General features: G+C 49.6%; 26 protein-coding genes. 10 read left to right on the top strand and 16 right to left on the bottom strand.

The window, feature by feature from the left end:
* Nucleotides 1–82: 82 nt before the first annotated feature.
* A complete protein-coding gene (gene rpoE / locus FS806_RS18830) occupies nucleotides 83–613 on the bottom strand; it encodes a DNA-directed RNA polymerase subunit delta (protein WP_144939709.1) in 531 nt (176 codons plus the stop codon).
* A 436-nt stretch (nucleotides 614–1,049) separates the two neighbouring features.
* Between rpoE and FS806_RS18825 the strand changes: the two genes are divergently transcribed.
* Nucleotides 1,050–2,213 (top strand): S8 family peptidase, encoded by a 1,164-nt coding sequence (locus tag FS806_RS18825; protein WP_144939707.1) that lies wholly within the window; start codon nucleotides 1,050–1,052, stop codon nucleotides 2,211–2,213.
* Between the two features lie 6 nt (nucleotides 2,214–2,219).
* Here the strand turns inward: FS806_RS18825 and FS806_RS18820 are convergent, their stop codons facing one another.
* The 3 genes from FS806_RS18820 to speE form a co-directional block, all read right to left on the bottom strand.
* The gene (locus FS806_RS18820) at nucleotides 2,220–2,639 is read right to left on the bottom strand and encodes a YwiB family protein (RefSeq protein ID WP_144939705.1); all 420 of its coding nucleotides are present in this window, start codon (nucleotides 2,637–2,639) and stop codon (nucleotides 2,220–2,222) included.
* A 191-nt stretch (nucleotides 2,640–2,830) separates the two neighbouring features.
* Nucleotides 2,831–3,700 (bottom strand): agmatinase, encoded by an 870-nt coding sequence (gene speB / locus FS806_RS18815; RefSeq protein WP_144939703.1) that lies wholly within the window; start codon nucleotides 3,698–3,700, stop codon nucleotides 2,831–2,833.
* Nucleotides 3,701–3,720: 20 nt separating this feature from the next.
* A complete protein-coding gene (gene speE, locus FS806_RS18810; RefSeq protein WP_144939701.1) occupies nucleotides 3,721–4,548 on the bottom strand; it encodes a polyamine aminopropyltransferase in 828 nt (275 codons plus the stop codon).
* 297 nt (nucleotides 4,549–4,845) lie between these two features.
* Between speE and FS806_RS18805 the strand changes: the two genes are divergently transcribed.
* Complete coding sequence (locus FS806_RS18805; protein ID WP_186328431.1) at nucleotides 4,846–6,879, top strand: transglycosylase domain-containing protein; 2,034 nt, start codon at nucleotides 4,846–4,848, stop codon at nucleotides 6,877–6,879.
* A gap of 157 nt (nucleotides 6,880–7,036) precedes the next feature.
* Here the strand turns inward: FS806_RS18805 and FS806_RS18800 are convergent, their stop codons facing one another.
* Nucleotides 7,037–7,540: a YwhD family protein gene (locus FS806_RS18800; RefSeq protein ID WP_144939715.1), complete on the bottom strand. Its 504-nt coding sequence runs from the start codon at nucleotides 7,538–7,540 to the stop codon at nucleotides 7,037–7,039.
* 111 nt (nucleotides 7,541–7,651) lie between these two features.
* On the opposite strand from FS806_RS18800, the gene FS806_RS18795 reads away from it, so the two are divergent.
* The 3 genes from FS806_RS18795 to FS806_RS18785 all read left to right on the top strand — a co-directional run bounded on the left by FS806_RS18795 (nucleotide 7,652) and on the right by FS806_RS18785 (nucleotide 12,258).
* Complete coding sequence (locus FS806_RS18795) at nucleotides 7,652–9,628, top strand: M1 family metallopeptidase (RefSeq protein ID WP_144939697.1); 1,977 nt, start codon at nucleotides 7,652–7,654, stop codon at nucleotides 9,626–9,628.
* An 11-nt stretch (nucleotides 9,629–9,639) separates the two neighbouring features.
* Nucleotides 9,640–10,452 (top strand): hypothetical protein, encoded by an 813-nt coding sequence (locus tag FS806_RS18790; RefSeq protein ID WP_144939695.1) that lies wholly within the window; start codon nucleotides 9,640–9,642, stop codon nucleotides 10,450–10,452.
* Nucleotides 10,453–11,790: 1,338 nt separating this feature from the next.
* Nucleotides 11,791–12,258 carry a C40 family peptidase gene (locus FS806_RS18785; RefSeq protein WP_144939693.1) on the top strand — a complete coding sequence of 156 codons (468 nt, stop codon included), beginning with the start codon at nucleotides 11,791–11,793 and terminating at the stop codon, nucleotides 12,256–12,258.
* 105 nt (nucleotides 12,259–12,363) lie between these two features.
* Here FS806_RS18785 and FS806_RS18780 read toward each other — a convergent pair whose 3' ends face one another.
* The 3 genes from FS806_RS18780 to FS806_RS18770 form a co-directional block, all read right to left on the bottom strand.
* Nucleotides 12,364–13,107, bottom strand: a complete 744-nt coding sequence (locus tag FS806_RS18780; RefSeq protein WP_144939691.1) for a WecB/TagA/CpsF family glycosyltransferase — start codon at nucleotides 13,105–13,107, stop codon at nucleotides 12,364–12,366.
* A 112-nt stretch (nucleotides 13,108–13,219) separates the two neighbouring features.
* Nucleotides 13,220–13,777, bottom strand: coding sequence for an NUDIX hydrolase (locus FS806_RS18775; protein WP_260982163.1), 558 nt, complete (start codon nucleotides 13,775–13,777; stop codon nucleotides 13,220–13,222).
* Between the two features lie 106 nt (nucleotides 13,778–13,883).
* Entirely contained in the window at nucleotides 13,884–14,774 is an 891-nt protein-coding gene (locus tag FS806_RS18770) for a LysR family transcriptional regulator (protein ID WP_144939689.1), read from the bottom strand.
* A gap of 109 nt (nucleotides 14,775–14,883) precedes the next feature.
* On the opposite strand from FS806_RS18770, the gene FS806_RS18765 reads away from it, so the two are divergent.
* Nucleotides 14,884–15,330 (top strand): CidA/LrgA family protein, encoded by a 447-nt coding sequence (locus tag FS806_RS18765; RefSeq protein ID WP_144939687.1) that lies wholly within the window; start codon nucleotides 14,884–14,886, stop codon nucleotides 15,328–15,330.
* A complete protein-coding gene (locus tag FS806_RS18760) occupies nucleotides 15,251–15,943 on the top strand; it encodes an LrgB family protein (RefSeq protein ID WP_397347830.1) in 693 nt (230 codons plus the stop codon). The genes FS806_RS18765 and FS806_RS18760 overlap by 80 nt, the downstream gene beginning before the upstream one ends.
* A gap of 209 nt (nucleotides 15,944–16,152) precedes the next feature.
* Here FS806_RS18760 and FS806_RS18755 read toward each other — a convergent pair whose 3' ends face one another.
* Nucleotides 16,153–16,707, bottom strand: coding sequence for a sugar O-acetyltransferase (locus FS806_RS18755; RefSeq protein WP_144939683.1), 555 nt, complete (start codon nucleotides 16,705–16,707; stop codon nucleotides 16,153–16,155).
* 646 nt (nucleotides 16,708–17,353) lie between these two features.
* On the opposite strand from FS806_RS18755, the gene FS806_RS18750 reads away from it, so the two are divergent.
* Nucleotides 17,354–18,142, top strand: coding sequence for an exodeoxyribonuclease III (locus FS806_RS18750; protein ID WP_144939681.1), 789 nt, complete (start codon nucleotides 17,354–17,356; stop codon nucleotides 18,140–18,142).
* 28 nt (nucleotides 18,143–18,170) lie between these two features.
* Here the strand turns inward: FS806_RS18750 and FS806_RS18745 are convergent, their stop codons facing one another.
* On the bottom strand, nucleotides 18,171–18,599 hold the full coding sequence (locus tag FS806_RS18745) for a DUF6157 family protein (RefSeq protein WP_144939679.1): 429 nt from the start codon (nucleotides 18,597–18,599) through the stop codon (nucleotides 18,171–18,173).
* A 26-nt stretch (nucleotides 18,600–18,625) separates the two neighbouring features.
* Entirely contained in the window at nucleotides 18,626–19,237 is a 612-nt protein-coding gene (locus FS806_RS18740) for a TetR/AcrR family transcriptional regulator (RefSeq protein WP_144939677.1), read from the bottom strand.
* Nucleotides 19,238–19,361: 124 nt separating this feature from the next.
* On the opposite strand from FS806_RS18740, the gene FS806_RS18735 reads away from it, so the two are divergent.
* Both FS806_RS18735 and FS806_RS18730 read left to right on the top strand, forming a co-directional pair.
* On the top strand, nucleotides 19,362–20,558 hold the full coding sequence (locus FS806_RS18735; RefSeq protein ID WP_144939676.1) for an MFS transporter: 1,197 nt from the start codon (nucleotides 19,362–19,364) through the stop codon (nucleotides 20,556–20,558).
* 127 nt (nucleotides 20,559–20,685) lie between these two features.
* The gene (locus FS806_RS18730) at nucleotides 20,686–21,543 is read left to right on the top strand and encodes an SMR family transporter (protein WP_144939674.1); all 858 of its coding nucleotides are present in this window, start codon (nucleotides 20,686–20,688) and stop codon (nucleotides 21,541–21,543) included.
* Between the two features lie 142 nt (nucleotides 21,544–21,685).
* Here FS806_RS18730 and FS806_RS18725 read toward each other — a convergent pair whose 3' ends face one another.
* The 5 genes from FS806_RS18725 to FS806_RS18705 all read right to left on the bottom strand — a co-directional run bounded on the left by FS806_RS18725 (nucleotide 21,686) and on the right by FS806_RS18705 (nucleotide 26,655).
* Nucleotides 21,686–22,498: a DeoR/GlpR family DNA-binding transcription regulator gene (locus FS806_RS18725; RefSeq protein ID WP_186328430.1), complete on the bottom strand. Its 813-nt coding sequence runs from the start codon at nucleotides 22,496–22,498 to the stop codon at nucleotides 21,686–21,688.
* Between the two features lie 112 nt (nucleotides 22,499–22,610).
* A complete protein-coding gene (locus FS806_RS18720) occupies nucleotides 22,611–24,419 on the bottom strand; it encodes an ABC transporter ATP-binding protein (RefSeq protein WP_260982162.1) in 1,809 nt (602 codons plus the stop codon).
* Nucleotides 24,416–25,222 carry a MerR family transcriptional regulator gene (locus FS806_RS18715; protein ID WP_144939670.1) on the bottom strand — a complete coding sequence of 269 codons (807 nt, stop codon included), beginning with the start codon at nucleotides 25,220–25,222 and terminating at the stop codon, nucleotides 24,416–24,418. Before FS806_RS18715 ends, FS806_RS18720 begins: the two co-directional genes overlap by 4 nt.
* Nucleotides 25,223–25,318: 96 nt before the next feature.
* Nucleotides 25,319–25,549, bottom strand: coding sequence for a sulfurtransferase TusA family protein (locus tag FS806_RS18710; RefSeq protein WP_144939668.1), 231 nt, complete (start codon nucleotides 25,547–25,549; stop codon nucleotides 25,319–25,321).
* Between the two features lie 32 nt (nucleotides 25,550–25,581).
* Nucleotides 25,582–26,655: a YeeE/YedE family protein gene (locus FS806_RS18705; RefSeq protein ID WP_144939666.1), complete on the bottom strand. Its 1,074-nt coding sequence runs from the start codon at nucleotides 26,653–26,655 to the stop codon at nucleotides 25,582–25,584.
* Nucleotides 26,656–26,887: the final 232 nt, after the last annotated feature.

Here is a 26,887-nt window from a genome sequence, read left to right as displayed (position 1 = left end):
TACAAAATACAGTTAGACGTGCCGCTCCGCTTGCAACGATGCCTGCAGACGGTAAAATAGACGGATTTTCAAGGTAGACGTGTTACTGGTCTTCTTCCTCTTCGGAATCCCCAAAGTCCTCGTCTTCTTCTTCATCCAGTTCGGCATCCTCTTCTTCATCATCTTCGTAGAATTCTTCTTCCTCTTCTTCAGCGTCTATATCTTCACGATCCTCATCGTAGGTATCGAAGTCTTCTTCACTGTAGACTTCTTCTTCCTCCTCAGGGAATTCATCCTCTTCATCCAGATCGTCGTCATCGTTAATAATTCTTGGACGCTTGGCGCTGCCCACGCCGTCATCCGATTTGGTATCGACAGGGTACCATCTTTTGAGTCCCCACAGATTGTTGCCTACGCATGCAAAACGGCCATCGACGTTGATTTCGGTATACAGCTGCGCGATGACCTGCATGACCTCCTCTTCGGAAAATCCCTTTATCTTCGCGATCTCCTGCATCAAATCACGATAATAGAACGGCGTATTAGCCGCCTTCAATACCATAAAGGCCAAATCTACCATCGGCATTTCCTTGGCTTGCTCTGGCGCAATCTGGAGCGTAAATTGGCTGCTCATTCGAACACTTCCTTCCGTACATATTCACTGCAAACGATCTAATTTTCCCCAATTATCATCCTTAAGTAAAACCTATTTTATTCAAAAATGCAACTCTATACACCCTCAAAAAAAATAATTTAAGCGGAGGCCAAACTGCACCTCCGCTTACGACTGTAAATCCCGAACGATGACCTACCCGTCACCGCCTTGTACTTATATCAAGGGCCAGCAAATGATCCCTCTCTTCATCCTATGTGAAACGGGAACGAATGACACGGTTTAGCGCTGAATTATCCAAAAGCGGGCGACCATCCGATGCGGGGGGAAGACCCCTTACATAGGATATGAAAAACGAATATCGCGTCATGACTCCAATTCATATTCCAGCAGCACAGGAAGAATCTCTTCCAAACAGCAGCATATGGATCTCATGCGGCAAAGGGGAAATTCACAGATGGAAAGGGATCTTATCTATTGGATACATGATGAGCTGCAATACAGAGGAGCGGATTCCTCGAGGCATATCATCCGATTCAAGTCCAAGAGGGAATACTTGAATTGTCTTAATCTGATCAGCCAGCTGAAACCGTCCCTGGATGCACTTCCTTTCCTTCAACCGTTACCTTCCATTCAAGGCTTTTCCTGCTTTCTTCGTTCCGCCAGCGAACTGAGCTCTTATTCGGATACGGTGTCGATCGAGGAAGACCGCAAGCAGGCTGTTATCCATGCCGCCTCTTCTTCATCGACGCGTTCGCGCTCTCAAGCGAAATTTCGTGTCGACGAGCAATTCATTCCATGGGGGGTTCGGCAAATTAAAGCCCCTACCGCCTGGGCACGTTCTACCGGACATAAGATTAAAATTGCGGTAATAGACACCGGAGTCGATTACATGCATCCCGACCTTCAACGAAATGTGGCCGGCGGCGTCAACGTCATCTACCGCCATCTTCTGCCGAGAGACGATAATGGACATGGAACCCATATCTCGGGGACCATAGCAGCCTCCTCCCAGAGAAAGGGCATTGTCGGCGTCGCTCCCAATGCGTCCTTATATGCTGTCAAGGCCTTCGATCATAACGGCACAGCCTTCATCTCCGATATCATCTTCGGTATCGAATGGTGCATCCGCAACCGCATCGATATTATCAACATGAGCTTCGGGATGAAGAACAGCAGCAAGGCATTGGAGGATACGATTCGCAAAGCTTATGAGGCAGGGGTTATCATTGTCGCTTCCTCCGGCAATGACGGACGTAGCGGACGGATTGATTATCCGGCCAAATTCCCGTATACGATAGCGGTCGGAGCGACTACGAAAAACCGGAAAGTAGCCCGATTCAGCAATCGGGGCAAAACGATCGATATCTATGCTCCGGGAGATAAGATTTATTCATGTTGGTTAAATGGTAAATACCATGAGTTAAGCGGCACCTCAATGGCTACTTCCCATGTTTCGGGAGTGATCGCCATGATGATGGCGGTTCGCGGGAAAATGTCCACCAGGACGGTGAAGGACCTGTTGAAGAAAAGCTCTTCCGCCATTCAGAGCAAAAGATCCACCTCCTTGGATACCGGGGAGATCAATGCTCTGCAAGCGGTCCGAACCGCCATGTCCTAACATGTCCTAATGAAGCAAAGCGGGCTCCGTGTCGAGCGTCAAGCTGAAGCGCCCGGCACTGCTGCCTTGAACACGCAGCTCATAATCCCAGCATATCTTGCCTATGCCGTCGACGAGATGGACAGCCAGACGGTGAGTGTAAGTCTCCAGATGAATAATTCCCTGTTGGGTGCGATAGAACCCCGGAATCCATCGATGGAGAATGAAGGTTTGTTCGGATTGCAAATCGCCATGCCGGATCACTTTAATTTCCTCTCGTCCGACCTTGACTGTCGTCGTTGTATTGCCCATATCCGACTCCTCTTCCTGATACCGGATGTAGCCGTTCTTCTCTTTGGGGTACCATGCGGCTGTAAACGACCTGCTGGTCTCCTCATCTTCTTGCAAGCTTCTGACGGTAAGCCGGATTTCTTTATGTGCAGCCATGTCTGTTCACTCCTTCCAAGGGGGCTTCTGCGATGGATCGCTGTCCCCTTGTCAAGTTTCTGTCAACACCTCAGCTTATATTACAAACACCGGGCTATTCGGCCCTTGACTGAACCGATTAATAGGTACGGATGGACAAAGGATTAAGGCGCAGCCTTAATCCTTTGTCCATCTTTATGAGCTTACATTGGTTATTTAACAAACCCGAGAAGCATCTCACGAACCAGCTTGGCCGCGACAATCTGTGTCTGCTCACTGGGATCGTAGACCGGGGCCACCTCTACCAGGTCGGCACCCACTACTCTCAGATCGGAGCGGGCAATGGCATGAATGGCCGCCAGCAGCTCCTTGGAAGTAATGCCGCCGGCTTCCGCTGTACCCGTTCCCGGGGCCGCGGACGGGTCCAGAACGTCAATATCGATCGTTACATAAACAGGCCGGCCGGCGAGCTCGGGAAGCACTTGACGAAGCGGCTCCAGAACGTCGAACGGGTACATATGGAGATTCCGGCGGGCATACTCGAACTCCTCGCGCGTCCCGGAGCGGATGCCGAATTGATAGACATTGCCGCCGCCGATCAATTCCGCGGCCTTGCGGATCGGCGTCGAATGGGAAAGCGGCTCGCCTTCATACTGCTCCCGCAAATCGGCATGTGCATCGATATGGATCAGCGCAAGATCCGGGTATTTGGCATACATTTCGCGGATAATGGGCCAGGAGACAAGATGCTCCCCGCCCAAGCCGAGCGGAAATTTGCCGTCGTTCAGCAATCCTCTAATATAATCGCCGATCATATCCAGACTGCGGGCCGGATTGCCGAAGGGCAGCGGGAGGTCTCCCGCATCGAAATAGGAGGCATCCGCCAGATCGGCATCCAGATAAGGGCTGTATTCCTCCAAGCCGATAGACACTTCCCGGATCCGGGCCGGGCCGAATCGCGATCCCGGGCGGAAGCTGACCGTGAAATCCATCGGCATGCCGTAGATCACTGCTTTGGAGTTTTCATAATCCGGGGAGCTGGCAATAAAGACATTCCCTGAATAAGCGTCGTTAAAGCGCATTTGGCCACGTCCCCCTGTCGTTATTTACAAAGCTCTTCCACGAATTTAGGCAGCGCGAAGGCCGCTTTATGGATTCGCGGGGAGTAGTATTTCGTATTGATTTCAGGAATGGTGCTTTCGTCAACAGCAAGCGGATCATACTTTTTGCTGCCAATGGTAAAGGTCCACAGACCGCTCGGATAAGTAGGAATGTTCGCCCAATAAACGCGCACCACCGGGAAAATTTCACGCACATCGCGGTTAACGTTGCGGATAAGGTCCGCCTTGAACCACGGATTGTCGGTTTGCGCCACGAAAATTCCGTCGTCCTTAAGCGCGTCATAAATCCCTTGATAGAAGCCTTTGGTGAACAGCTCTACGGCCGGGCCAACCGGCTCCGTGGAATCAACCATAATGACATCATACTCGTTCTTGTGGTCATGAATGTGCATGTACCCGTCATTGACTATCACTTCGACCCGGGGGTTATCCAATTCGCAGGCAATTTCCGGGAGGAACTTCTTGGAATATTCGATGACCTTGCCGTCGATATCGACCAGCACAGCCTTCTCCACTTCGGGATGCTTCATTATCTCCCTAATAACCCCCCCGTCACCACCGCCAACCACAAGCACCTTCTTGGGATTCGGGTGTGTGTAAAGCGCGGGATGGGCTACCATTTCATGATAAACAAATTCATCCTTAACGGTAGTCATCACCATTCCATCCAGAACAAGCATCCGTCCAAATTCGACCGTATCGATAATGGCCAGATCCTGAAATTCCGTCTTCTCCGCAACCAGCGTTTCTTTAATTTTTGCCGTAATGCCGAAATATTCCGTTTGCTTCTCGGTATACCACAGCTCCATTGTCCTATCCCTCTTTTCCTGTATTGAACAGACTCATGTCCGCATAACCTTCTATTACTTTTCCTCTTCAGCGAAATTTTAACGTCAGACGAACAAAGCAACAATTGTATTATAGTAAATCGCGCTGAAATTGCAATGAGAAAAACTCCATTTTAAGGATAAACGGCCGTGTTTACAAAATGTTATTTTCAGCCAAATAGTATGTCCTGCAGAAAATCCGGATGAGATTGAATATCAAGTCCCAACCTTTTCCATACTAGAAGTATAGATGTTACGGCAGAAGAGGAGGTAATGGCGATGCAGGACAAAGAAGCCGAGGCCCATTTGCGCTGGATAAGGAGAATCCGCAAATGGTTTTCTTTGCTGTTTTCCTTCCTGATTCTGTTTGCGGCCGGAACCGTTCTGCTGCTGCTTTATTTGCGTTCCCAAGCCCTGCCCGTCACTCATGTACTGCAATCATCCGAAATCTATGATATTAACGGAGAGCTTATCGATTCTTACCACGCCGGGCAGAACCGGCAAGCCGTTTCTTTAAACGATATCTCCCCATACCTTGTCCAAGCGGTTCTGGCCATTGAAGATCAGCGCTTCTACGAACATTTCGGGGTGGACCCGAGGGGAGTCGCCCGCGCCGTCGTTACCAATGTTAAAACGATGTCCATGCAGCAGGGGGCGAGCACGATCACCCAGCAGCTGGCCAGAAACCTGTACCTGAACCATGACCGGACCTGGTCGCGGAAAATTAAGGAAGCCGTCTATGCTCTCCAATTGGAAATGCAGTTAAGCAAGGATCAGATCCTCGAGCAATATTTGAACCAAATTTATTACGGGCACTCTACGTATGGAGTCCAGGCAGCTTCGCGGCTGTTCTTCGACAAGGATGCCAGCGATCTCACCTTGGCCGAGAGCGCGCTGCTTGCAGGCGTGCCTAAAGGACCCAGATATTTCTCCCCGTTCTATAACATGGAGAATGCTCTTAAGAGGCAGAAAATCATCCTGAATACGATGGTGGCCCAGAATCTCATTACACAGCAGGAAGCGGATCAAGCTGCCGCCGAAAAGCTGATTTTCGCGGAGAACAACAAGAGCCGGGAATCCGAAGCTCCTTATTTCCAGGACTACGTCAGACAGATAGTCAGCGAGAAGCTGAACCTGGAGGAGTCTCTATTCGAGACAGGCGGCATCCGGATCTATACGACCTTGGATTTGAGAGCGCAGAAAATCGCCGAGGAAGCCGTCAACAAGCACCTAAAGTCGAATGAGGAGCTGCAGGGGGCGCTTATCTCTATTGACCCTCGGAACGGCTATATCAAGGCGATGGTCGGAGGCAAGGATTATAATGCGAACCAATACAACCGTGTGTTCACGACGACTCGGCAGCCAGGTTCCTCCTTCAAGCCTTTTGTCTACCTGGCTGCTTTAATGAACGGATTCACCCCTGTCAGCCAATATAAAAGCGAGCCGACGGAATTTGTGTACGATGACGGCAAGAAAACCTACCGCCCCAACAACTTCAACAATCATTACGAGAACGAATATATAGACATGCGTAAAGCCATTGCCAAATCGGACAATATCTACGCGGTTCATACCATTATGGATGTGGGAGCTGAGCAGGTCATAGATCTGGCCCGCAGAATGGGGATTACGAGCCCCTTGGAGCCGCTGCCTTCCCTGGCCCTAGGCACCTTCCCGGTCAGCCCGTTCGAGATGGCGTCCGCCTTCGGTATTATGGCCAATGATGGGATACGGGTGGAGCCGGTTGCCGTTCTCAAGGTCGTTAATTCAAGGGGCAGGATTCTGTATGAAGCGAAACCGAAGAAAGAACGGATTATCGATGCCCCTTATGCTTATGTCATGACCAATCTGATGCAAAGCGTATTCGAGCAGGGAGGAACCGCCAATCGGGTATCCAGCGTGCTTAAACGCCCGGTAGCGGGAAAAACCGGAACGACGAACAACGATGCATGGATGGTCGGCTATACGCCGGAGCTATCCACGGCCGTCTGGGTCGGATATGACCGCAATAAGGCGATAACAACCGCCGACTCCTATAAGGCCGCCCCCATCTTCGCCGATTTCATGGAGAGGACGCTGGATCCGGTGCCGCCGAAGCTGTTTCCGATCCCGGACGGAGTGGCCAGCGTATATATTGATCCCGTTACCGGGAAGTTGGCGAATGAGGCCTGCTCTCCTTCGCGGCTGGAAGTATTCGTCCAGGGAACGGAGCCGAAGGAATACTGCGCAGAATCCAAGTCCCCGGCCCAGCCGGAGAAGCCGGCAGGCAACAATTCCTGGTGGGATTATTTGAAGCGATGGTGGAATGAATAAACGCAAAAAAGCAGACGAAAGCGTCTGCTTTTTTGCTGTCCTAGTATATTGATGCAAATATACTTTCCATAGTATACCCCGATTGTGGAACCTTCTCAACGGATGACACACAATCGCCATAATTTCGAAATAAAAGTTGGAGGAAGTCTATACCTTATTAGATGGCCAATGCATCCTTGATTTCGCTGCCCGAGCGCTCCCACCACTCCGGATTGTGGTTGATCAGGCAGTCCCTCAACAGCTTCTTCTCCGCCTCATTCAGATTCTCCACCAGCACATGCCGTTTCATCGCCTTATCCATCCGGTTGACATGATCGGCAAGAATCTTCCAGCCTCTTCTCGCCTCCGAATCAATCAGCATTTCACAAGCGGCCAGCCCACCATAAAACGGGCCTTCTTCCGTACGGTCTACCGCCACCCATACGATCCAGCATTTGCGGCCGTTAGGCACATCTTCCTTATTGGCCGAGAAGCGGATGCGGCGCTCCACTTTACTCTTCGCATGCAAGGTGCCTTCATCCACGTAAGCCTCATCGCCATCAATAATGATGCCGGACACGTTGCTAAGATCGATGGAGCCGGCTCCGAATCCCCTGTGATTATATTTGGTGCTGACTATATTCAAAGCATTAAGCTTCTTGCCCTTCTGTTGCTCTTCCATTGTCATCACTCGCTTTTCCTATAAATCGAAATACCTTTCTTTATTTTAGCTAATATTCCCGCATTTGCAAACATATACATGCTGTAGATGCTTGTCAACGGGGGGAGAACAATGAAACTAAGATTAACTAAACCATTCATGATTTGGTTGCTTGTAGTCGTTGCAAGCTGCGCGGTAACGGCCGGCCTGCGCCTCCTGACATGGAACAGGGATACCATGACCACTACCCTGAACCACGGCCCCATCCTTAACGATGCGGTTCCCCAACAGCTCAAAGCTCCGGACCCTTCGGCTCCTCCACCCATGAGCAGACGGATTGTGGAATACCATATTTCCGCTGCTCTCCAGCCGGACAGCAAGTCTCTGTCGGGGAGCCAATCATTAACATGGGAGAACCCGGGGAAGCTTCCGGTTGAAGAGCTTTATTTTCACATGTATCCCAATGCCTTCGAGTCGAAGAAAACTACCTTCTTGCAGGAGTCGGCGGGAAAGCTCAGACAAGACGAACAGAAGCCCGGAAGCTACGGCAGCATGACTCTGCATAAGGTGACCACGGCCGAAGGCACCAATCTGCTCGACCGGATGGAGTATGTTCAGCCGGATGACGGGAACAAGAATGACCGGACTTTGGTCAAGCTGTCCCTGCCCGCACCTGTACTTCCCGGACAGAAGGTAACTCTGAGCATGGATTTTGAGGTGCAGCTGCCGGAAGTATTCGCACGAATGGGATATGCGGACGATTTCTATATGGCCGGGCAGTGGTTTCCCAAAATCGCCGTCTACGAGCCGGAGGGAATGCGCGGGAGAACGGCCGAAGGCTGGAATCTGCATCAGTATCATGGAAATTCCGAGTTCTATGCGGATTTCGGAATTTATGATGTCATCATTAAGGTGCCTTCGACGTTTACCGTAGCAGCGACCGGTTTTCCAACCCAGGCTCCCGTCATTCAGAACGATATCAAAACCTATCACTTCTACGCAGATGACGTGCATGATTTCGCTTGGGCCGCTTCCCCGAATTTTCAGTATTATGAGGAACCGTTCTCCACCTCGAACGTCCCCGGCGTCAAGATCAAGCTGTATCTAGACCCTAAGCATGAAGCATTAAAGGGACGCTATTTGCAGGCGGCCAAGAAATCTCTGGCCCGCTTCAGCGAATGGTACGGAGCTTATCCTTACTCGACCTTATCCATCGTAGTTCCTCCGGGCAATGCCAACGGAGCCGGCGGGATGGAATACCCGACGCTTATCACCGCCTGGGGAGCGGCCGAGGATAATGCCGACCTCAACCTGGAAAGGGTGGTCGTCCATGAAATCGGGCATCAATTTTTCTACGGAATGGTCGCCTCGAACGAATTTGAAGAAGCTTGGCTGGACGAAGGCTTCACCTCCTATGCGGAAGATCTGGTCATGGAACAGGAATATGGCATTAAACCGAGACAGGCCCTGGAAGCCACCTATATTACCGCTCCCGCCTCGTTGACCATTAACGCTTGGGATTACGATGATCACAGTCATTATGCGGATAATGTCTACATTCGCGGCAAATTGATTCTGATGGCCATCGAGCAGGAAGTCGGTTCCGATACGATGAAGAAAATCATGAAAACTTATTTTCAACGCTGGAAGTTCCGTCATCCGACAACGAAGGATTTTCAAAGCGTGGTGGAGGATGTTACCAAAAGGAGCTGGGAAGATTTCTTCCAGCAATTTGTCTACGGCAGCCAAATGATCGATTATTCCGTGGACAAAATCCGCATTCGTCCGGCAGGCCCGGATCTGTATGATAATGAGGTTCTGATTACGCGTAAAGGCGCCCAGCATCACACTGTGCCCATTCAATTTCATTTCACGGACGGCACCAAAGTCGATAAGCTGTGGGACAGCCAGGGAAGCCAGATCTTGTATAATCTCAGTCACTCATCCCCGCTCTCCTGGGTCGTCATTGATCCGGAATATACCCTGATCCTGGAGAACCGGAAGATGAACAATTTCATGAATGCGAGCGTTGATGACAAATGGAAGGTTCGTTGGAATACAGGTATCGTTAAAATTATCGAGACCGTCTTCGGCTGGGTCTCCTGGTGAGGTGTCCCGTAATGCTGCAGCATATTAAGTTGGGCTGGAGGGCAGCCCTAAGACAGCCATTCGCCGTTCTGGTTCTGTTCCTGTACCGCTTTGCCTGGGGGTTCGCTCTGTATGAGCTGGTGAAATCCGTCATCATTCCGTTATTGCATCGTTATCCGGGGAATGTCTCTCCGGACCGGGTCCATCTCTTCCTGGCCGAAATTCAGTTCCAACTGACGAAGACGGACCTGATTTCCCCCTACCTGTGGCTGCTCGTCGGTCTTCTCGGCGCGAGAATGCTGCTCACCCCCTTTATCAATGCGGCGTTATATTACTCCGTGGAGTATACCCGCTTGAATAACGGCTATCGATTTTTTAAAGGAATCAAAGAACTGTACAAGTCCTTCTTGCTGTACTACCTGCTGCAAACCGTCGTCACTCTGGGACCGCTGTATTTTCTTATCCCGAAGGTCAAGAGCATCTTTCTACAAGCCGTATCGTACGAAAGCCTTCTGATGAATCTGCTCCCTTGGATCGCCGGTTGTCTCGTCTACGGATTTCTTGTCCGGCTCGCCGTTATGTACCTGCAGTTCGGAAGAACGGCCAACCGCCCGCTGCTTCAGTCCATGACCTGTCTGATCAAGGGTCTGCTTCCTGTTATCGGAATGGCCGTGATCCTGCTACTGCTCTCCTTCCTGCTCTCGCTGACGGTTCTTACCGTTGTCTTCGTCTGGGCCGGCTTCTGGGCCGTGCTTCTTTATCAGCTCTACCGTTTCGCGGAGACTTTCATTTCGGTATGGGGGATTACGAGCCAGCATCAATGGTATACAAGCCAAAGCGCTTGACGGCTATTTCCCGGATTCGTCTATAGCTGCTTGGCGGCACCGTAACGATCCGTAGGCATACAGCCAAGGATAAACGACGGCTATCGCCGTCCTTGGGATGGCGCGTTTACCGATGAAATATACTTTCTTATATTTGAAGAAAAACGCTGAGGGCGCGCTGAACAGAAGCGTCATTCCTCAGCGTTTATGCCGACCATCTATTAGAGCCTTTCCGCAGGTTGCTGCGGCAGGGCTCTTTTGGCATCGTTAACTCAACTTTCGCAGAGCGAAAACCGGTTTAAATGCTTGATACAACCAAGGATAAACGGCTATCGCCGTCCTTTGGACAGGCGCGTTTACCTATGAAATATAAAAAAAGCTCCTAACGGAGCCTCTTCGAAGACGAATAACCCGGTTTTAAAGGTAGCTTTTTATGCCAAATTAGAAAGTTTGTTCCATTTTAATGATTTAATGAACTTAAACTTTCTAATGTGGTAAGAACAGGTATAAGGTGAAAACTTATACTTTCTTATATTTTGAAAAAGCAGCGGATTAAATACAAAAGTTGAAAAATAGAAAAACACCGCTTCGTTTGATAAAGTGAGAGTGTCAAGCAATCACTACCATAAAGAAGAGGTGTCCTCTATAGGATAGAGCAAATCGTACAGCCGAATCAACTTCCAAATGAAATTATGTCTAAATGAAATTAAACCGGCTTTCAAAGAACTGAAAGTGCTGCAACACTTGAAAATAGCAAGGGGATACCCGTCAGCGTCGTCTTTGTACGCCATCGTTCATCCGGGGCGGTAAAGACATCACAAAGACGAGCAAAAATACATTAAAATCGTGCCTTTTTCCAAAAAGAAGGCGGAAGACGCTCAAATGTGCAGGTCTTTTTCACAAAATGAGGCCATTTCGCAAAAATCGCCCCAAAGACGTGCATTATTGCTCTAGAATCAGGTATGTGGCGACTTTTCTCCAGAAAGACGTGCATTATCGCTCTAGAATCAGGTACTTCGAGGCATTTCGTTAAATAAACGCCCTACCCCGTCAAAACGAAATTTCATTGGCAATGTACTGCACCGAGAACATCGTGGAAAGGCAGGCTGAATACGATCAGGCCGTTCGCTTCCGGCCTGCTTTTTTTGTTGAATAAAACGGTTCATTGTCTGAGTTCCGGAGGAAGGCACATTTTTTCTCATTTTTTGCAGAAGGATTTTCTATATCGATGGAGAATGTGTATTACTATTGCAAAATTGTAACAAATGCTACAAAATGTCCGACTTTCTTCCAGGCCAGTCGGCTTCCCGAGCGGAAGCCGGTCGGAAATCGGGCATAAGTGGAAGGAGACATCAGGTTTTGAGGAAAGTTGTCGTCGGTTTATTCAGCTTCGTACTATTGTTCAGCTTCATGTTGGGAAGCGCTTCCGCCGAGACTCCGCTAAGCGCAGAGGTTGACGCCCTTATCGGAACCCCTTACAAATGGGCCGGTACCACGGAAGAAGGCTTCGATTGCTCCGGGTTTACCCAGTATCTGTTCGCCAAATTCGACATCAAGCTGTCCCGCAGCTCTAAGAGTCAGGCTAAAGAGGGTACCGAGGTAGACAAGGCGGACCTAAAAGTTGGTGATTTAGTATTCTTCAACACCGACGGCAAAGGAATCTCCCATGTCGGCGTTTATATGGGAGATGGAGAATTTGCTCATTCCGCGACCGATGACGGAGTGATGATCAGCCGTATGGATGAGAAGTATTATGCCAAACGGTACGTCACTGCCCGCAGAATTCTCGGGGATGACGATTATAAGAAATTGACTGCCGAGCAATAACGGTCCATTACAATGGATCATCCCCTCCGAAGGGGAGAGCAGCAATATAAAGCCCAGCGCGGCCGGACAAGCTCCGGAGCACTGGGCTTTATTCTTTAATTTTGTTTATCGATTCCGGGTAAGATAGGCCTTGATCGCAAATTTCGGCAGCACAAGCTGTCTTCTCCAACGGGAGGGCTGGCGTATTAACCGATACAGCCATTCCAGATTGAGACGTTTCCAAATTTCCGGCGCGCCCTTCACTTTGCCGGCAATGACATCCAGGCTCCCGCCTACTCCGATGGCCAGCTTGGCCCCCAGCCGGTCCTTGTGGCGGTAAATCCATTTCTCCGCACGCGGCACCCCTAGAGCGACTATAAGAAGATCCGGCTTCCGCTCCTTAATTTCGGAGACAAGCTGCCCTTCCTCCTCTTCAGAAAAAAATCCGTTATGGCGCCCGGCGATTCTGACACCCGGATACCGCTGCCGGATCGTCTCCACAGCCGTCCGGTTAGTGTCCTCATCCGTCCCCAGAAAATAGAAGGACCAACCCTTCCGGTCACCGGCCTCCAAAAGCCGCAGCAGCAAGTCGTAACCCGTCACTCTCTCCGGGACGGGATTTCCCCTCCACTTGGCCGCCATAACAATCCCGATGCCATCGGGGGTAACCAGTCCGGCCTCGTGAATAATCGTCTGCAGCTCATGATCCTGCTGCTGCTGCATCACCATCTCCGGATTGGCTGTTATGACCTGGAACAAATCTCCCCCGTCGGCTTCCAACCGTTCCGACAGCAATTGTACGGTTTGCTCCATTGTAATTTTAGCAAAGGGAACACCCATAATATTGACTTTATCTATTGTTCTTCTCATCCTGTATTCTCTCCTAAACGATAGCTCTTCAGCGGAAGCACCGCCTAATCATTGATCCGCTCATGAAGATACTGCTCTAAGAACTGGGCATTCCTTCGGTCAAGTATTTGGGCTACTCTCTTGATGAGGCAGTCCATTGAGCAATTAACGGCACTGCGGAATAATCAATTAAATTTCCGTCCTTGAAGGTACAGCAATACTCATAAGCAGAAGGGCCATCCTCTAACAGTTGGGGCAAATAATACCGCGCATGCTGCGGAATGCCGTTATTTTGCGGATCCAGCACCCACCCGATCGGCTTCCAATCCAGGATGCCTTCGTCCGTCTCGCGGGGAGTTATGTATGCTTGGGGATCCAAATGTCCGGGAAAGTCCGCCAGGAAAGCATACATTCCTCCGCTGGTCCCTCCCAGTGTCGTCCAAGTGACCTTGCCCCTGTCCCTGACGTGGTCCAGATGAATTCCCGTTTCCTCCAACACTTCCCTAAGCACACTATCCGCAGGACTTTCCCCGGCCTCGATCTTGCCGCCCACTCCATGCCACAGTCCCATGACCGGAGGGGATTTACGGTTCAACAGCAGCAGACTGTCGTTATGACGTATATAACAAATAGTATATTTGAGCAGCAATGGATCCACCCCGTCCGCAGCGATTTCATTTTCCAATTTCATTTTCTATAGTCTAACATGTCCGCGATTACATGGCTATCCGAAATGCCGCACTTCCTCTGACGTCCGCAAGCTGCCCATCATTGTTTCAATAAATCATTTCGGTCAATCATCCTCGTTTAGGCAGCAATTCCCGGGTGAACCGGATCCATTCTCTTGCCGCAAAAGATAAATATTTGTTTTTCCTCCAAATCAATCCCAAATTCCATGGAATCGCAGGCTCAACCAGCGGGACGACCGCTATCCGCTTCGGATCCAGACCTTGACAGATCGTTCGCGGAAGCAGCGAAATACCCAGTTTCGCCGCAACCATCTCGCTAATGAAATCCCATTGTGAGCTTTCATAAAGAACATTAGGCCGATAGCCCGCACGGATACATTCATCTGGGATTCTATAGTGCAGGGCGAAATCTTCGCTTAGCAGGATGAACGACTCCTCCTTCAACTCCGCTAACCGGATGAAGGGCTTTGTCGCTAAAGGATGATCTGCCGGCAGAAGGACCATTAACTCCTCCCGAACAATTTCGAAATACTCGAACTCCTCCTCCCTCGCGGGAAGCAAAATGACTCCGATATCCAGCTCCCCGTTTTCTACGGCATTTTCCACTTTCTTGGCCCCCACTTCGATAATCTTGATCGCTATCCCCGGGTAGGTTACGCGAAATTGACCCATGACCTCGGGGAAGAAATGCGAGCCGATCATCGGCGGCAAACCGATTCGAAGCAGTCCCTTACGAATTTCCATAACATCATTCAATTCAGTGGAGAGGTTATGGAAGGCCTCCAGCACCCGTTTGGCCTGTGATAGCACGACCTGTCCCGCATCCGTCAGCTCCATCTGCTTGGTGGAGCGGTCGAGCAGCGTAACCCCCAGCTCCTCTTCCATCAGCTTCACCATCTTGCTCAGCGTTGGCTGTGTAATATGCAATGTCTCCGATGCTTTGGTGAAGCTTAATTGCTCCGCGACTTCGACAAAATAACCAAGCTGTCGAATATCCATTGGCCAGGCTTCCTTTCTATATATAGATATTATGAATAAATAACATTCCATATATGTATTTTACCTATACATTTTCCCCATGTACACTGAAATTAAAGGAGAGAACGGGATGAAGATATTATTTAAGACTATTGCTCAAATTGGGCTTCTGCTGCTGTTTGCTTCGGCGGGAAACTGGATTGCGGCCTTTCTTCACCTGCCGGTTTCGGGGAGTATCATCGGTATCGCCCTTGTTTTTATCCTCCTGCGCATCAAGGTGATTCGACTCGATTGGGTGGAGTCGGGCGCTAACTGGCTCATCCGTCATCTGCTGCTGTTTTTTATTCCGGCTGCGGTAGGAATTGTTCAATATACGGATGTTATGGCCCGCGACGGATCCCGCTTCCTGCTTGTCATTCTGTTCGGCACGGCCGCCGTAATGACTTGTACCGGCTTGATGGCGGATTACATTTATCGGAAAAGGAGACATCAACATGATAGTGACATCGGCGGCCATGCTGCTGCTAACCCTTCTAATCTACCAAGGCGCCGTCCGTCTCTACGCCCGCCACAATAAAATTTGGCTCGCGCCAATCATCATTGTGCCCGTTGTGATCATTGCTTTTCTTGCATTCACTCCCGTCGGTTACGATCAATTCGAATCCGGAGGAAAATGGCTGTCAAGGATGCTCGAGCCGGCTACCGTTGCCCTGGCCATCCCCTTGTATAAATATTCATCGTTATTAAAAAAGTACGCTGCAGAAATAATCGGCAGCGTACTATTCGGTTCCTTGGTCGCCATATTCACCTCGGCTCTGCTGGCCGGATGGATGCATCTCGAGCCGAAATGGGTGAACAGCTTGCTGCCCCGCTCTGTCACGACCCCGATTGCGATGACCATCTCGCAGAGGCTTGGAGGAATCCCTCCGATCACTGCCGTATTTGTCATCCTGACCGGAATTGCCGGGATGATCATCGGCCCGCTCGTCATACGATACCTGCCCATTCGCAGCGGTATATCCAAAGGCTTGCTCCTTGGCGTAGGGGCACATGGTTCCGGAACGTCCAAAGCCTTCGAATTCGGACCGGTTGAGGGCGCTTTGGCCAGCCTGGCCATGATTATCACTGCGATGGTCACGATTGTTACGGCCCCGCTGCTGCTGCCGTTCCTCAAGCTCTGGACGGGATAATAGTTTACCCGCGAGCTCTAGAGAAACGAGACAGCGGGGAATAGAGCAATAATTACTATCATTATTGAATATATTATTTATATCGATAACATTAAAACGAATATTTCCGGACATCGCCCTACCATTATATATTGAGAATAAGTATTCGCAGTAGTAGAAGTTAGGCAAATCGATAAGGAATTTGACCAGATCGATGCCGGGACCTCCAATCACATCAACATTTTAATAATTTTGGCCGGAACGCCGCCTACAACCGCATAATCGGGAACATCTTTAGTCACTACGGCTCCAGAAGCTACCACCACATTATTGCCGATAGTCACCCCCGGGTTAATAACGGCCCTTCCTCCTATCCATACGTTATTTCCAATTGTAACAGGCTTGCCGTATTCAATTCCCGTGCTTCGTTTCTCAGGTTCTAAAGGATGTGCGGCCGTATAAATATGGACGCCGGGTGCCATAAAACAATGGTCCCCTATTCGAATTTCACACACGTCCAAAAAAATACAGTCAAAATTAGCATAAAAATGATCGCCGACATGAATGTTATAACCATAATCACAACGGAATGGCGGCTCAACGTAGGGCTTGTTACCCGTGGAACCGAAAAGCTTCATTAATATATCCATCCGCTTTTCCTGTTCCGTCTCTAGCGTCTCATTATATAATCGGATTAATTTTCTGGCACTCTCACGCTCCCTTGTTAATAGCGCATCTGAAGCGAAATACAGTTCCCCTCTTAACATTTTTTCTTTTTCCGTCATTCTCTTCCTATCCCTTTCCAGATAAATTCTGCCTCGGCTTACCTTCCGGGCTAATAAAACCATTTTTGCCCGGAACAGAAAGACTATACCCTTCTTTATTGAAATATGAATATGCATCAAAACAGCACGGCTTCGAGGATAATGATTGAAGAATGCTAACTTCAGCCACCGATACAGTATGTTGGTTGAGCGATGTTTAGAAGCGTTAGTGGGTGAACCGCACAACAAAAAACAACCGGGTCCGCGCACAATGGCTGTCTCCGGCTGTTTAACTAATATGAATTATTTATAGGGATACCGCTTCTTCATAGACACCTTAAACGTAAGGGATTAATCGCGAACTACCGAATAAAAGAATATCCGCTTTCCCAATATAATTCCCACAATTCCACCTCCGCCAGAGACTATCATGACAACATATTCGACCAAATCTGACTCAGGGTTTCCTAACGAAGATTCATCCAATCTATGGCTTTTTTGATATCACTAATGATAATATTATCGATGTTGTCGTCGATTTTAAGGTCTGCCCCTCGATTCGTTCAAAGAATACTCCCAGGTGCCCCGCTCCAAAATAGACGACGGGTTCAACGCTTCTATGTTACACTAGTAGCTGAAATCATAGAGATATGTAAGGAGTAAGAAAATGTTAAAACTGATATCCTGGAATGTTAACGGCCTCAGAGCCTGCATAAATAAAGGGTTCTACGACTACTTTAAAGCGGTGAATGCCGACATATTCTGTGTTCAAGAAACAAAGCTGCAGGAAGGACAAATTCAGGTGGAGCATGGTGAGGAATATACTTCTTACTGGAACTATGCACAAAAAAAGGGGTATTCCGGCACGGCCGTCTTCACAAAAATCAAACCGCTGTCCGTTCGCTACGGACTGGCGGAAGATGAGGAGCCGGAAGGGCGAATCATTACACTCGAGTACGATGCCTTCTTCCTGGTGAATGTTTATACGCCTAATGCCAAGCGCGATTTGTCCCGACTTTCGTATAGACTGGAGTGGGAAGACCGGTTTCGAAGTTATCTGCAGAAGTTAGATGCGGACAAGCCAGTTATTGTTTGTGGAGATTTGAATGTGGCCCATCAAGAGATCGACCTGAAGAATGCCAAGTCGAACCGCAACAATTCCGGCTTCACTCAGGAGGAGCGGGACAAAATGACGCAGCTTCTGGAATCGGGATTTATCGATACCTTCAGACACTTCTATCCCGATCGGACGGACGCTTATTCCTGGTGGTCCTACATACCCAAGGTAAGGGAGCGGAATATAGGGTGGAGAATTGATTATTTTCTCGCTTCTGCCAGACTTAGTCCTTGCTTGCTGGACGCACAAATTGATTCCGAGGTGACCGGCAGCGATCATTGCCCGGTTATTTTAACTATGAAAGAAATCGCCAAGCCGAACGAAGACTGTAACGTTTAAAGCGGGCAGCATAACGGCCTGGTCCGAATTATCGGGCCCGGCTGTTTCTCATGGCCGCGAGCAGCTTCACCTCGCCCTTCTCCCCATTGGCAAAATCCCGGTACAACTCAGACTCCATTGGAACTAGAGCCATTTTCCCCTCTTGATCGAAGTGAATGCCCCATCCGAATTTCTTGGGCAGCATAGAGGCTCGGAAACAGGGCTTCGGCTTCCGGTAAAATTCTTCCCTGATCTCAACTCCCCGTGCAGCCAACTCCTCTTGGGGAATCTCTTTATGCCGAATATGAACCTCGTAAAGAAGTTCTTCCTGGGTATAGGTGTAGGGATTTTCCGAAAGCAAAGCATACTCGATCCCGGCTTTCGTCTTCTTCTCTTTCCGGTCTGGAGGGACCGTCCCCTTATCGGCCGGACAATCCGCCGAAACCGTAATGAACGTATTGTAATAGTTCCATTCCATCAAGCTTCCTCCTTAGCCAGTTCCCATTATGGTTCTTTAGTAAATTTTAACTGGACGCCCAATAGTTTAGCTATCATTTTTTCCACCGCTTTGGCCTTGCTCCTTAGCTCCGAATCCGTCCATTGAAAAATACCCTGATCAAATAAAAATAGCATACCGGTTAATATAAACTCCGCCGCCTCTAGCGGATCCTCGACTTGAAACTGCCCTTCCTCCGTTCCTTGCTGCAATATTTGGGCGATCATAGGGGCGAAGGCATGAATTTTAGCCACGATCAGCTTTTGGTGATGCAGGGCATTGTTTTCCTGGTGGAGGAAGTCGAGATACATTTTGTATTGCGATGGGCTATAAATCTCTTCCCCGAGCACTTTCGTCAGTTTATCCCGGGCCGTCATTCGGTTGTTATCTGCAATGCTTTCTATCTTTTCAGCCTGTGCGGACACGGATAACTGAATGATGGCAAAGACGATCTCCTCTTTCGATTTAAAATAATAATAAAAGGTGCCTTGCGCAACCCCGACTTTACGGACAATATCGCTGACGGCTGTCTGTGCGAAGCCCTTCTCACGAAACAACTGCATGGCCGCTTCCACAATTTCTTTGCGCCGCACTTCCGGATCTTTCGAGATTCGAGCCATTGGACCTCTCTCCTTGAGATGTAATAGTTTTATTATACCCCTTGACTGACTTCAGTCAAATAAAATATAATGCTCAATAATTGACTGACGTCAGTCAATTATTACCGAAAGGAGTGGTTTCTCCATGATGTCCCGCAGAATCTTGATGCTCGCATCGATAAGCGCTTTTATCGCGGTATTTGCCCAGAATCTATATACGCCCATCTTGCCGCAAATCCAGCAGCAGCTTCAGACCTCTCATTATCTGGTTAATTTATCGGTTTCCCTGTATACGGTCGCTCTTGCCGTCATGCAGATCGTATATGGTCCGCTCGCCGATGCGAAAGGAAGAAGAACCGTCATTTTGCCGGCCATTGTCATTTATACCGGTGCGTCATTCGGCTGCGCCTATGCCGGTTCCATTGAGATGCTGCTGCTCTGCCGTTTCTTTCAAGGAATCGGGGCGGCAGCCATTCCGGTAGTAGCGGCCGCTGTCATCGGAGATTTGTATGAGGGAAGAGAACGGGCAAGGGGGATGGCTACTTACCAGCTTTTTCTTACTCTGGCGCTGTCTATGGGACCTCTCGTTGGAGGTATGGTCGGAGGGTGGAGCGGCTATTCCGGTATCTTCCTTCTTGTAACTGTCATGGGGATCGCCATGCTGCTGGCCAATCTGTTTTGGCTTCCGGAGACCAAGCCTGCAGCAGGGACCGCCTCTCCCTTCCGTCTGTCTTCTCTTGTATTTATAGCCGTTAAGCACAGAAGCTCAGCCACGGTTCTTATCGGTTTCACCCAATATTTGGCTGTGTACGTGTTCACGGTCTTCTTGCCGCAAATAGCGGCACATCGTTACGGCTTGGGGCCGGAACAGACCGGAGGTTTGTTTCTTCTGCTGTCTCTGCTGCCTGCTGTCAGTGTTAGGCTGGGAGTTAGGCTCCAAGCCAGGATGGGAAATGAACGGAGCCTGCTATTCACAAATATGCTTAATGTGCTCTCCATTTTCTTGTTCGCCTTTACGGCGAATCTCTCTCTTCCGCTGCTCATTGCGGGGCTTTGTTTATTCGGCTTTACGATGGGATTGACGATGCCCGTCCCCGCCACACTGCTGACAGAATACTTCCCCAAAGACAGAGCAACCGCCGTCGGCGTGTATAACTTGGTCCGTTATATCGGAATGGCCGCAGGCCCCATTATTGGAGTGCCCCTTTATCTTGGAGGGAATGTGCCCCTATTGTTCGGAGCCATTGCCGCAATCTATGGAGTATCCGTATGGTTGGGAATGCTGATCATCCGTCGACGAACGTCTGCCCCAGGGGTCCACAATCGGGAGCATGGACTTTGAAACAGGATTTTTACAATAAAACAATAAAAAACAACGAAAACCACATTTTATTGTTGATTTCTTGTTGCATCATCCCTTATGATGAAGTGGAAACCTATTTGATCCAATGAAATGAGATGATCCGTTCATGACCTCGCTTGCCATTCTTTTAGTTTTATGCTCCGGAATGGCTCATGCCGTTTGGAATCTTTTCACAAAGAAGAGCCTGGACAAAGCGGTATTCCTATGGTGCATCCATATCGTAGCGGCGGTGCTGTTCCTCCCGTATTTTATTTATGAGCTTATACATGTTCAACTTACGTGGAAGCTGCTGCTGTTCATTGCCTTATCCATGGGCTTTCAAGGCGCTTACTTTGTTCTTCTTTCCAAAGCCTATTCACATGGCGACATGTCGCAGGTATATCCGATCATGAGGGGAACGGGAGCGTTGCTGGTGCCGGTCATGAGTACCCTTCTCTATCACGAGTCCCTCTCGATTATAGGATGGATAGGTCTCGGCCTGATTATTGTCGGTTTATTTGCCATCAGCGGCCTGACCGGCCGACAGGCGAGCCAGAACAAAGCTTTGACCCCGGTGGCCGTTGGATTGGCTCTGTCAGTCGGACTGTGCATTACCGGCTACACTCTGACCGACAAACTGATCGTGGCACAGATGTCTCCGCTTGCGCTAATCGAAATTTCGAACATTGGTTATGTGCTGATGGGTACACGCTATGTATTGAAATCCGGGCAAATCCGCCAGGAATGGAGCCGGAATTGGCGCACCATTGTGCTGGGTTCCGTTCTCTCACCGGGCTCTTATCTGCTCTTTCTGTTTGCCTTGCAATTGGCGCCGCTGGCGGCCATTGCCCCCATTCGCGAGGTCGGTACCGTGTTCGGCACTCTGCTCGGCATCTTTCTATTGAAGGAACAGCAGGGACTGCGCAGGATCGCCATGGCCTCGGTAATTACATTCGGGATCATATCCATTGCTTTGTGGGGATAAGTTGGATACGGCTCCTGTCGCAGCCCGGGCACTCGGGTTCCCGCCCTTCAAGCAATGGGAAGGGCAGGTTCCCGCCGGACTGTTTGCCCCTTCGGAATAGCGGGCCCGCTCCGCAGGAAGATCCGCACTAGGTTAGAGTTATTTAATCGCCGGTATTCCCTGACTTTAAATCGGAGGCATCCAGCCAACGGAGCCCCGCCCCTGCTATGGCCTCCTCCCACTCCGAAGGCGGAGGGCTGTCACATATCATCGTATGCACCTCGGGCAAGCCGGCAATTCTGTAGCTTGCCCGAGTTCCCACTTTAGAGAAATCTGCCACAACGACCGCTTCTTTCGTTCGCCGAATAACCTTGGCAGCCAGTAACGACTTGCTGCTGTCATAACCGGTAAATCCGGCTTCAGGATCCATTCCGTCTATGGAAATGAATGCCTTCGTAAAATAAAAAGGGTCAAGCATGTGCTCGGTGAGGGAGCCGGCTGTTCTGGCGTGTCCGGAGTTAACCTCTCCCCCGATGAAAATTATTTTACCGTGAAATAACTGTTTATTCGTATATTCCATCAGTTTCACGGCTGCCGGGAAGGAATTGGTAAACACCGTCAGTCCGCGAATATGCTGCAGATAAGGAATCATCTTCAGAGTGGTCGTGCCTTCGTCCAGAAAGATGGCATCGCCGGGATCAACCATTGCCGCCGCTTTTTGGCCTATTCGTTTTTTGGCCTCCACATTAACGGCTTCCCGGATTAGATGCGGAGCCTCTTCTCCTTTCTGGGCGATCTTAACCGCACCGCCGTACACCTTCTTCAGCTTGCCGGAGCCTTCCAATTCGTCAAGATCCCTGCGGATGGTCTCCGTAGATACTTTAAGCGTCTTGGCCAAATAGCCGGTTTCCACCTTGCCCTTCGATTCCAGCAATTGGAGTATCTTTGCCTTCCGTTCTTCCCCTTGCAGTGACACCTTCCCGCCCCCTTTTCTATTTGATTTTAACATACCATCCCATGGCAATTAGAACAATCCGCCTGATGATCTCCTTCAAATCGATTTCGCTCTAAAAAAAACAAACCGGATGCTATCCGGTTTGTTCCCATTGCTGGTGCACCAGCTTCCGATAAAATGGATGAGTCGCCAGCAGCTCTTCATGAGTGCCTTGTCCGGTGACCTCGCCTTGTTCCAGCACCACGATCTTATCCGCATTGTATACGGTTGACAGACGGTGAGCGATCACTAATGTGGTCCGGCCTTTCATCAGTATTTGCAGCCCATCCTGAACCAGCCGTTCGGAGGCACTGTCCAGATGAGCCGTAGCCTCATCCAGCAGCAAAATTTCCGGGTCGCGCAGAATCGCCCGGGCAATGGCCAGGCGCTGGCGTTGACCGCCCGACAGCTTAACCCCTCTTTCGCCAACCTCCGTGTCCAGCCCTTTCTCCAGGGAATGGATGAACTCCTTCAGATTGGCCTGTTCGATCGCCTCATTCATTTTCCCTTCGTCCACTTCCTCCAAGCCATAAGTCAAATTGTCACGAATGGTTCCGCCCATCATCGGACTTTCCTGTGATACATAGGCCAGCCGGTTTCGCCAATCCTTCAGGGTATAGGAGGAAAGCGGCCTCGTGCCATAATAAATTGTTCCCCCAGACGGCTCGTAAAATCTCTCCAGCAGCGAAAACAAGGTCGTCTTCCCGGTTCCGCTGGGCCCTACGAAAGCCGTCGTCTGCCCTGCTTCCACGGTTATGGACACATTGCGCAGAATGAGCCTATCCGGGGAATAACCGAAGCTGACCGAATCGAACCAAACCGGCTTCGACCTATCCGACACTTGAAGTGGTGCTGCATGAGTGGCAGGCGGATCATGCTCCTCCACCCCGTTGTTCTCTTCGGGCTCCTCCCGCATAATAGCCAGAATCCGTTCCGATGCGCCCATGGCTTTCTGGAATTGGGTGAAGAACGATGCCATTTGGGTAAAAGGAATGACAATCTGGAACATGTATAGAATGATGGCTACCAGTTGGCCGCCGTTCAATGTTCCGGCAGCTACCCGCACACCTCCGTAACCGATCAACAGAACAAGCAGCAGCATCATGATGCTCATCATCAAGGGCGATACCAAAGCCATGATTCTCGCTTCCTTCAAACCATAACGAAACAGATGGCCTATACGCTTCTGCCCCCGCTCCAGCTCTAGCGGTTCGGCCAATGACGATTTGACGAGACGGATTTCCGACAATACACGGCCGAGATCCCCTTGGAACAGCGCCGTTTCGTTCTGCATTCCTTGGGATACCCCGAACATTTTCGCTCCTATCGGCCATAGAATGAGCAGTGCAGCCGGCACCGCCAGCAGCATCAGCACGGTGACTTTCCAATCGATCGTCAGCAGCAATATGACAGCCCCGATAATGGAGACGAGTCCGGACAAGAAGGAAATGACATGTGCCGTTATAAAATCTTTAATCACATTGGTGTCGTTCGTCATCCGGCTCATTGTCTCCCCCGAAGTGTTGCGGTCGAAGAAGGGAACGGGCAAACCCAACACTCTCTGCCATAAGTCGTCTCGCAGCTTGGCAATGACATACTGACCGATATAAGACATGGAAAAGATGGAAAATCCCGATAATGCAGCCTGCGCGATAAACACTCCTACCAATAAAGCGATGGTCATCCCCTGCAGATTTCCCGCCGACAACTGATTCACCATATCCATAGTGAACAGCGGAATGAGCAGATTCAGAATCGTCTCCCCCAAGCCCAGCAGAATCGTAATAATGATGATCCAGAGCGCCGGCCTGTACTTGCTCAACAAGGATAAGAAGTCTCCCCATTTAGGCATATCGACGGTCTCTTTCCCGGCGTCCTTCGGATGAGCGGTTGAGTTCATCATTCCTTGTCTCCCTCCTCCCTCGTATGGCTTTCAGTGTCTTCGAACATATTCCTTATTCGCGGATCATTCATATTTTCAAATACTTGCTGAAGGAAAATGTCCTCCTCTTGAGTAAAATCGGGAAATAAAATCGGGTCTACCGACTCTGTGCCTATATTCGTTAAAAACTCTTCCATCGGCTCTTCTCCGATATAAGAAAACATGACGGTTATCAATTCCTGCGCCTTGTCCTGAACGACCGGATCGTCAGGCTGTTTGCCTTCCTTGCCAAATTGTTTAAGCTCCGCATAAATAGCCATTAGCCTGCGCTCAAACTCCTTCCGCTCATCCGGCCGGCCTTCAAAAAATAGCGCATCTACCGTCGTATGGGAAAGACGCTGCTTGAGCCAATCTTTATGCCTATCCTCCATTTGAAAGGCATAAATCAACATCAGGATATCGTCTCTCTGAAAATATTCCGACTCTTCCATCATCTCCTGGACGCTGTTCAAGGTTTCGATAACCTTATCCAGATGCTCGCGCTTCTTAAGCAGCAATTGCTTCTGAAAAGCCAAAGACCGTTTCAAATCGAGCTCCGGCTTATTCAAATATTCCGCAATTTCTTCCAGGGTATAATCGAGATATTTTAAGGTGACGATCTTTTGCAAACGAACGATGTCTTTATCTGAATACAGGCGATGGCCCTGCGCATTGCGCCCGGACGGTTTAAGCAGCGTTTTTTTGTCATAAAAGCGCAAGGCACGCTCCGTTACATGGGTTAGCCTCGCAAATTCGCCGATGGTATACCATTTCTGTTCTGTCATCTTTACCACTCCCTTCACCAAAAAGTATAGCCCTTGACGTAAGGTCAAGGGCAAGCTTTTTTTCTGTATTTATTTGTAAACAACCGCCTTCTTTATTTACTTCTTCTTTCGAATCACAATTCTCCACTGGGCATCGTCCGTTTGCTCGAAAGAAGTCACTTCATGACCGTCCGTTGCCGCCCATCGAGGCAGTGATTCAGTCGCTTGCGTACAGTCGAAGTCGATGACCAACTCGGACCCTGCGGGGAGATCCTGCATGACTTTCTTCGCTTCCACCAATGGAAACGGGCATACCATCCCTACGACTTGCAAATGATGCTGACTCATTATGAATCATCCTTTCCTATTATATTATCCGGTTATGCCGGGACGGATTGTTGATATCCCTTGCCGGTTGAATTAGCTTTGCGTTGGCCGCGCACAATAACGATATAGGTGGCTGCCCATGTTCCCAGAATAATGAATAACGTGGCCACCCAACCCTGCCAGGAGAACAAGGAAGTATTCACCAAACCGTTGCCGATGGTGCAGCCTCCCGCCAAGCTGGCTCCAAACCCCATCAATAATCCGCCGAAAAAGTTGTTGCGAATCGTCTTGCGGTCGGGAAGCCGCCAACGAAATTCTCCGCTGCCTTTGGCCGCGATGAAAGAGCCTATACCGATGCCGAGTACCAGGAAAACTCCCCAATCCAGCAGCTTGGAATCGCCGGTCGTTAAGTAGCGCAAAATATTGCCGCTAGGAGTCGTAATGCCGAGCCCGAACATCCGCCCCGTCGCTTCACTCATCGGCCAAGCCAAAATGGCAATGATTCCGACAATAATCGCCGTTACGAACGGATGCCAGCGCTTCTCAAACAATATATGCGCTAGTCCCGTCTTCTTGGGCTTAAGCGAAGGGATTTTCACGGAAGGCCTGCTTAAATGTCTCCAAACTATAAAGCCGACAAGAAGAGTAAACAAAACAATAAGGACCCAGGGTGAAATGCCGAACGTGCCGTAAATCGTCCCCTCGGTTGTTTTATACTGAGTAATTTGATCGTTGACGGGCTTCAAAATTCCTGCCTTAGTAATTACCGTACCAAGCATATAAGTGAATAAAGCTACCCAACTGCCGATCAGCCCTTCTCCCGCACGGTACCAAGTACCGGTGGCGCAGCCTCCGGCGAGCACAATGCCGAATCCGAACAAAAGTCCTCCGATAATAGCCCCAAGCCATGTAAAGGATACATTACTGAGCTGAATCACGCCCAGCCCTGACAAGGCGAAGATCCCGATCGCTTGCACCGCAATGGCAATCAGCACGGCAATAAACATCCGGTTATCTTTAGTCAAATACATATCTCTATACGCACCAACCACGCAAAACCGTCCTCTTTGTAAGACAAAGCCGAGCAGCAGTCCGCAAAGAACGCCCAACCCAATTTTCGCCAGCATTCCGTTCACCCTTTCCCGATTTGTTATTCATTTCTAAAGTGGTATCGTTGGATGCTTTTTTATATACTCAGAATATACTGCAATTATTCCAATTTTTCAACTAGGAATTATTAGCTTTATTTTATTACTGCAATGGGATAAAACGGTTATATTCCATTTAATCTCTTGTGAATCTTGGCTCCCTGGCAATATAAATAAATGGAGGGGAACGAAAGAGAATCTCTGAAGAAAA

The sequence above is a fragment of the Paenibacillus sp. 32O-W genome (assembly GCF_007679495.1).
GTDB classification, from domain to species: Bacteria; Bacillota; Bacilli; order Paenibacillales; family NBRC-103111; genus Paenibacillus_L; species Paenibacillus_L residui.
Note: the sequence above shows the minus strand (reverse complement) of the source record. Positions and strands in the feature narration are given on the sequence as shown.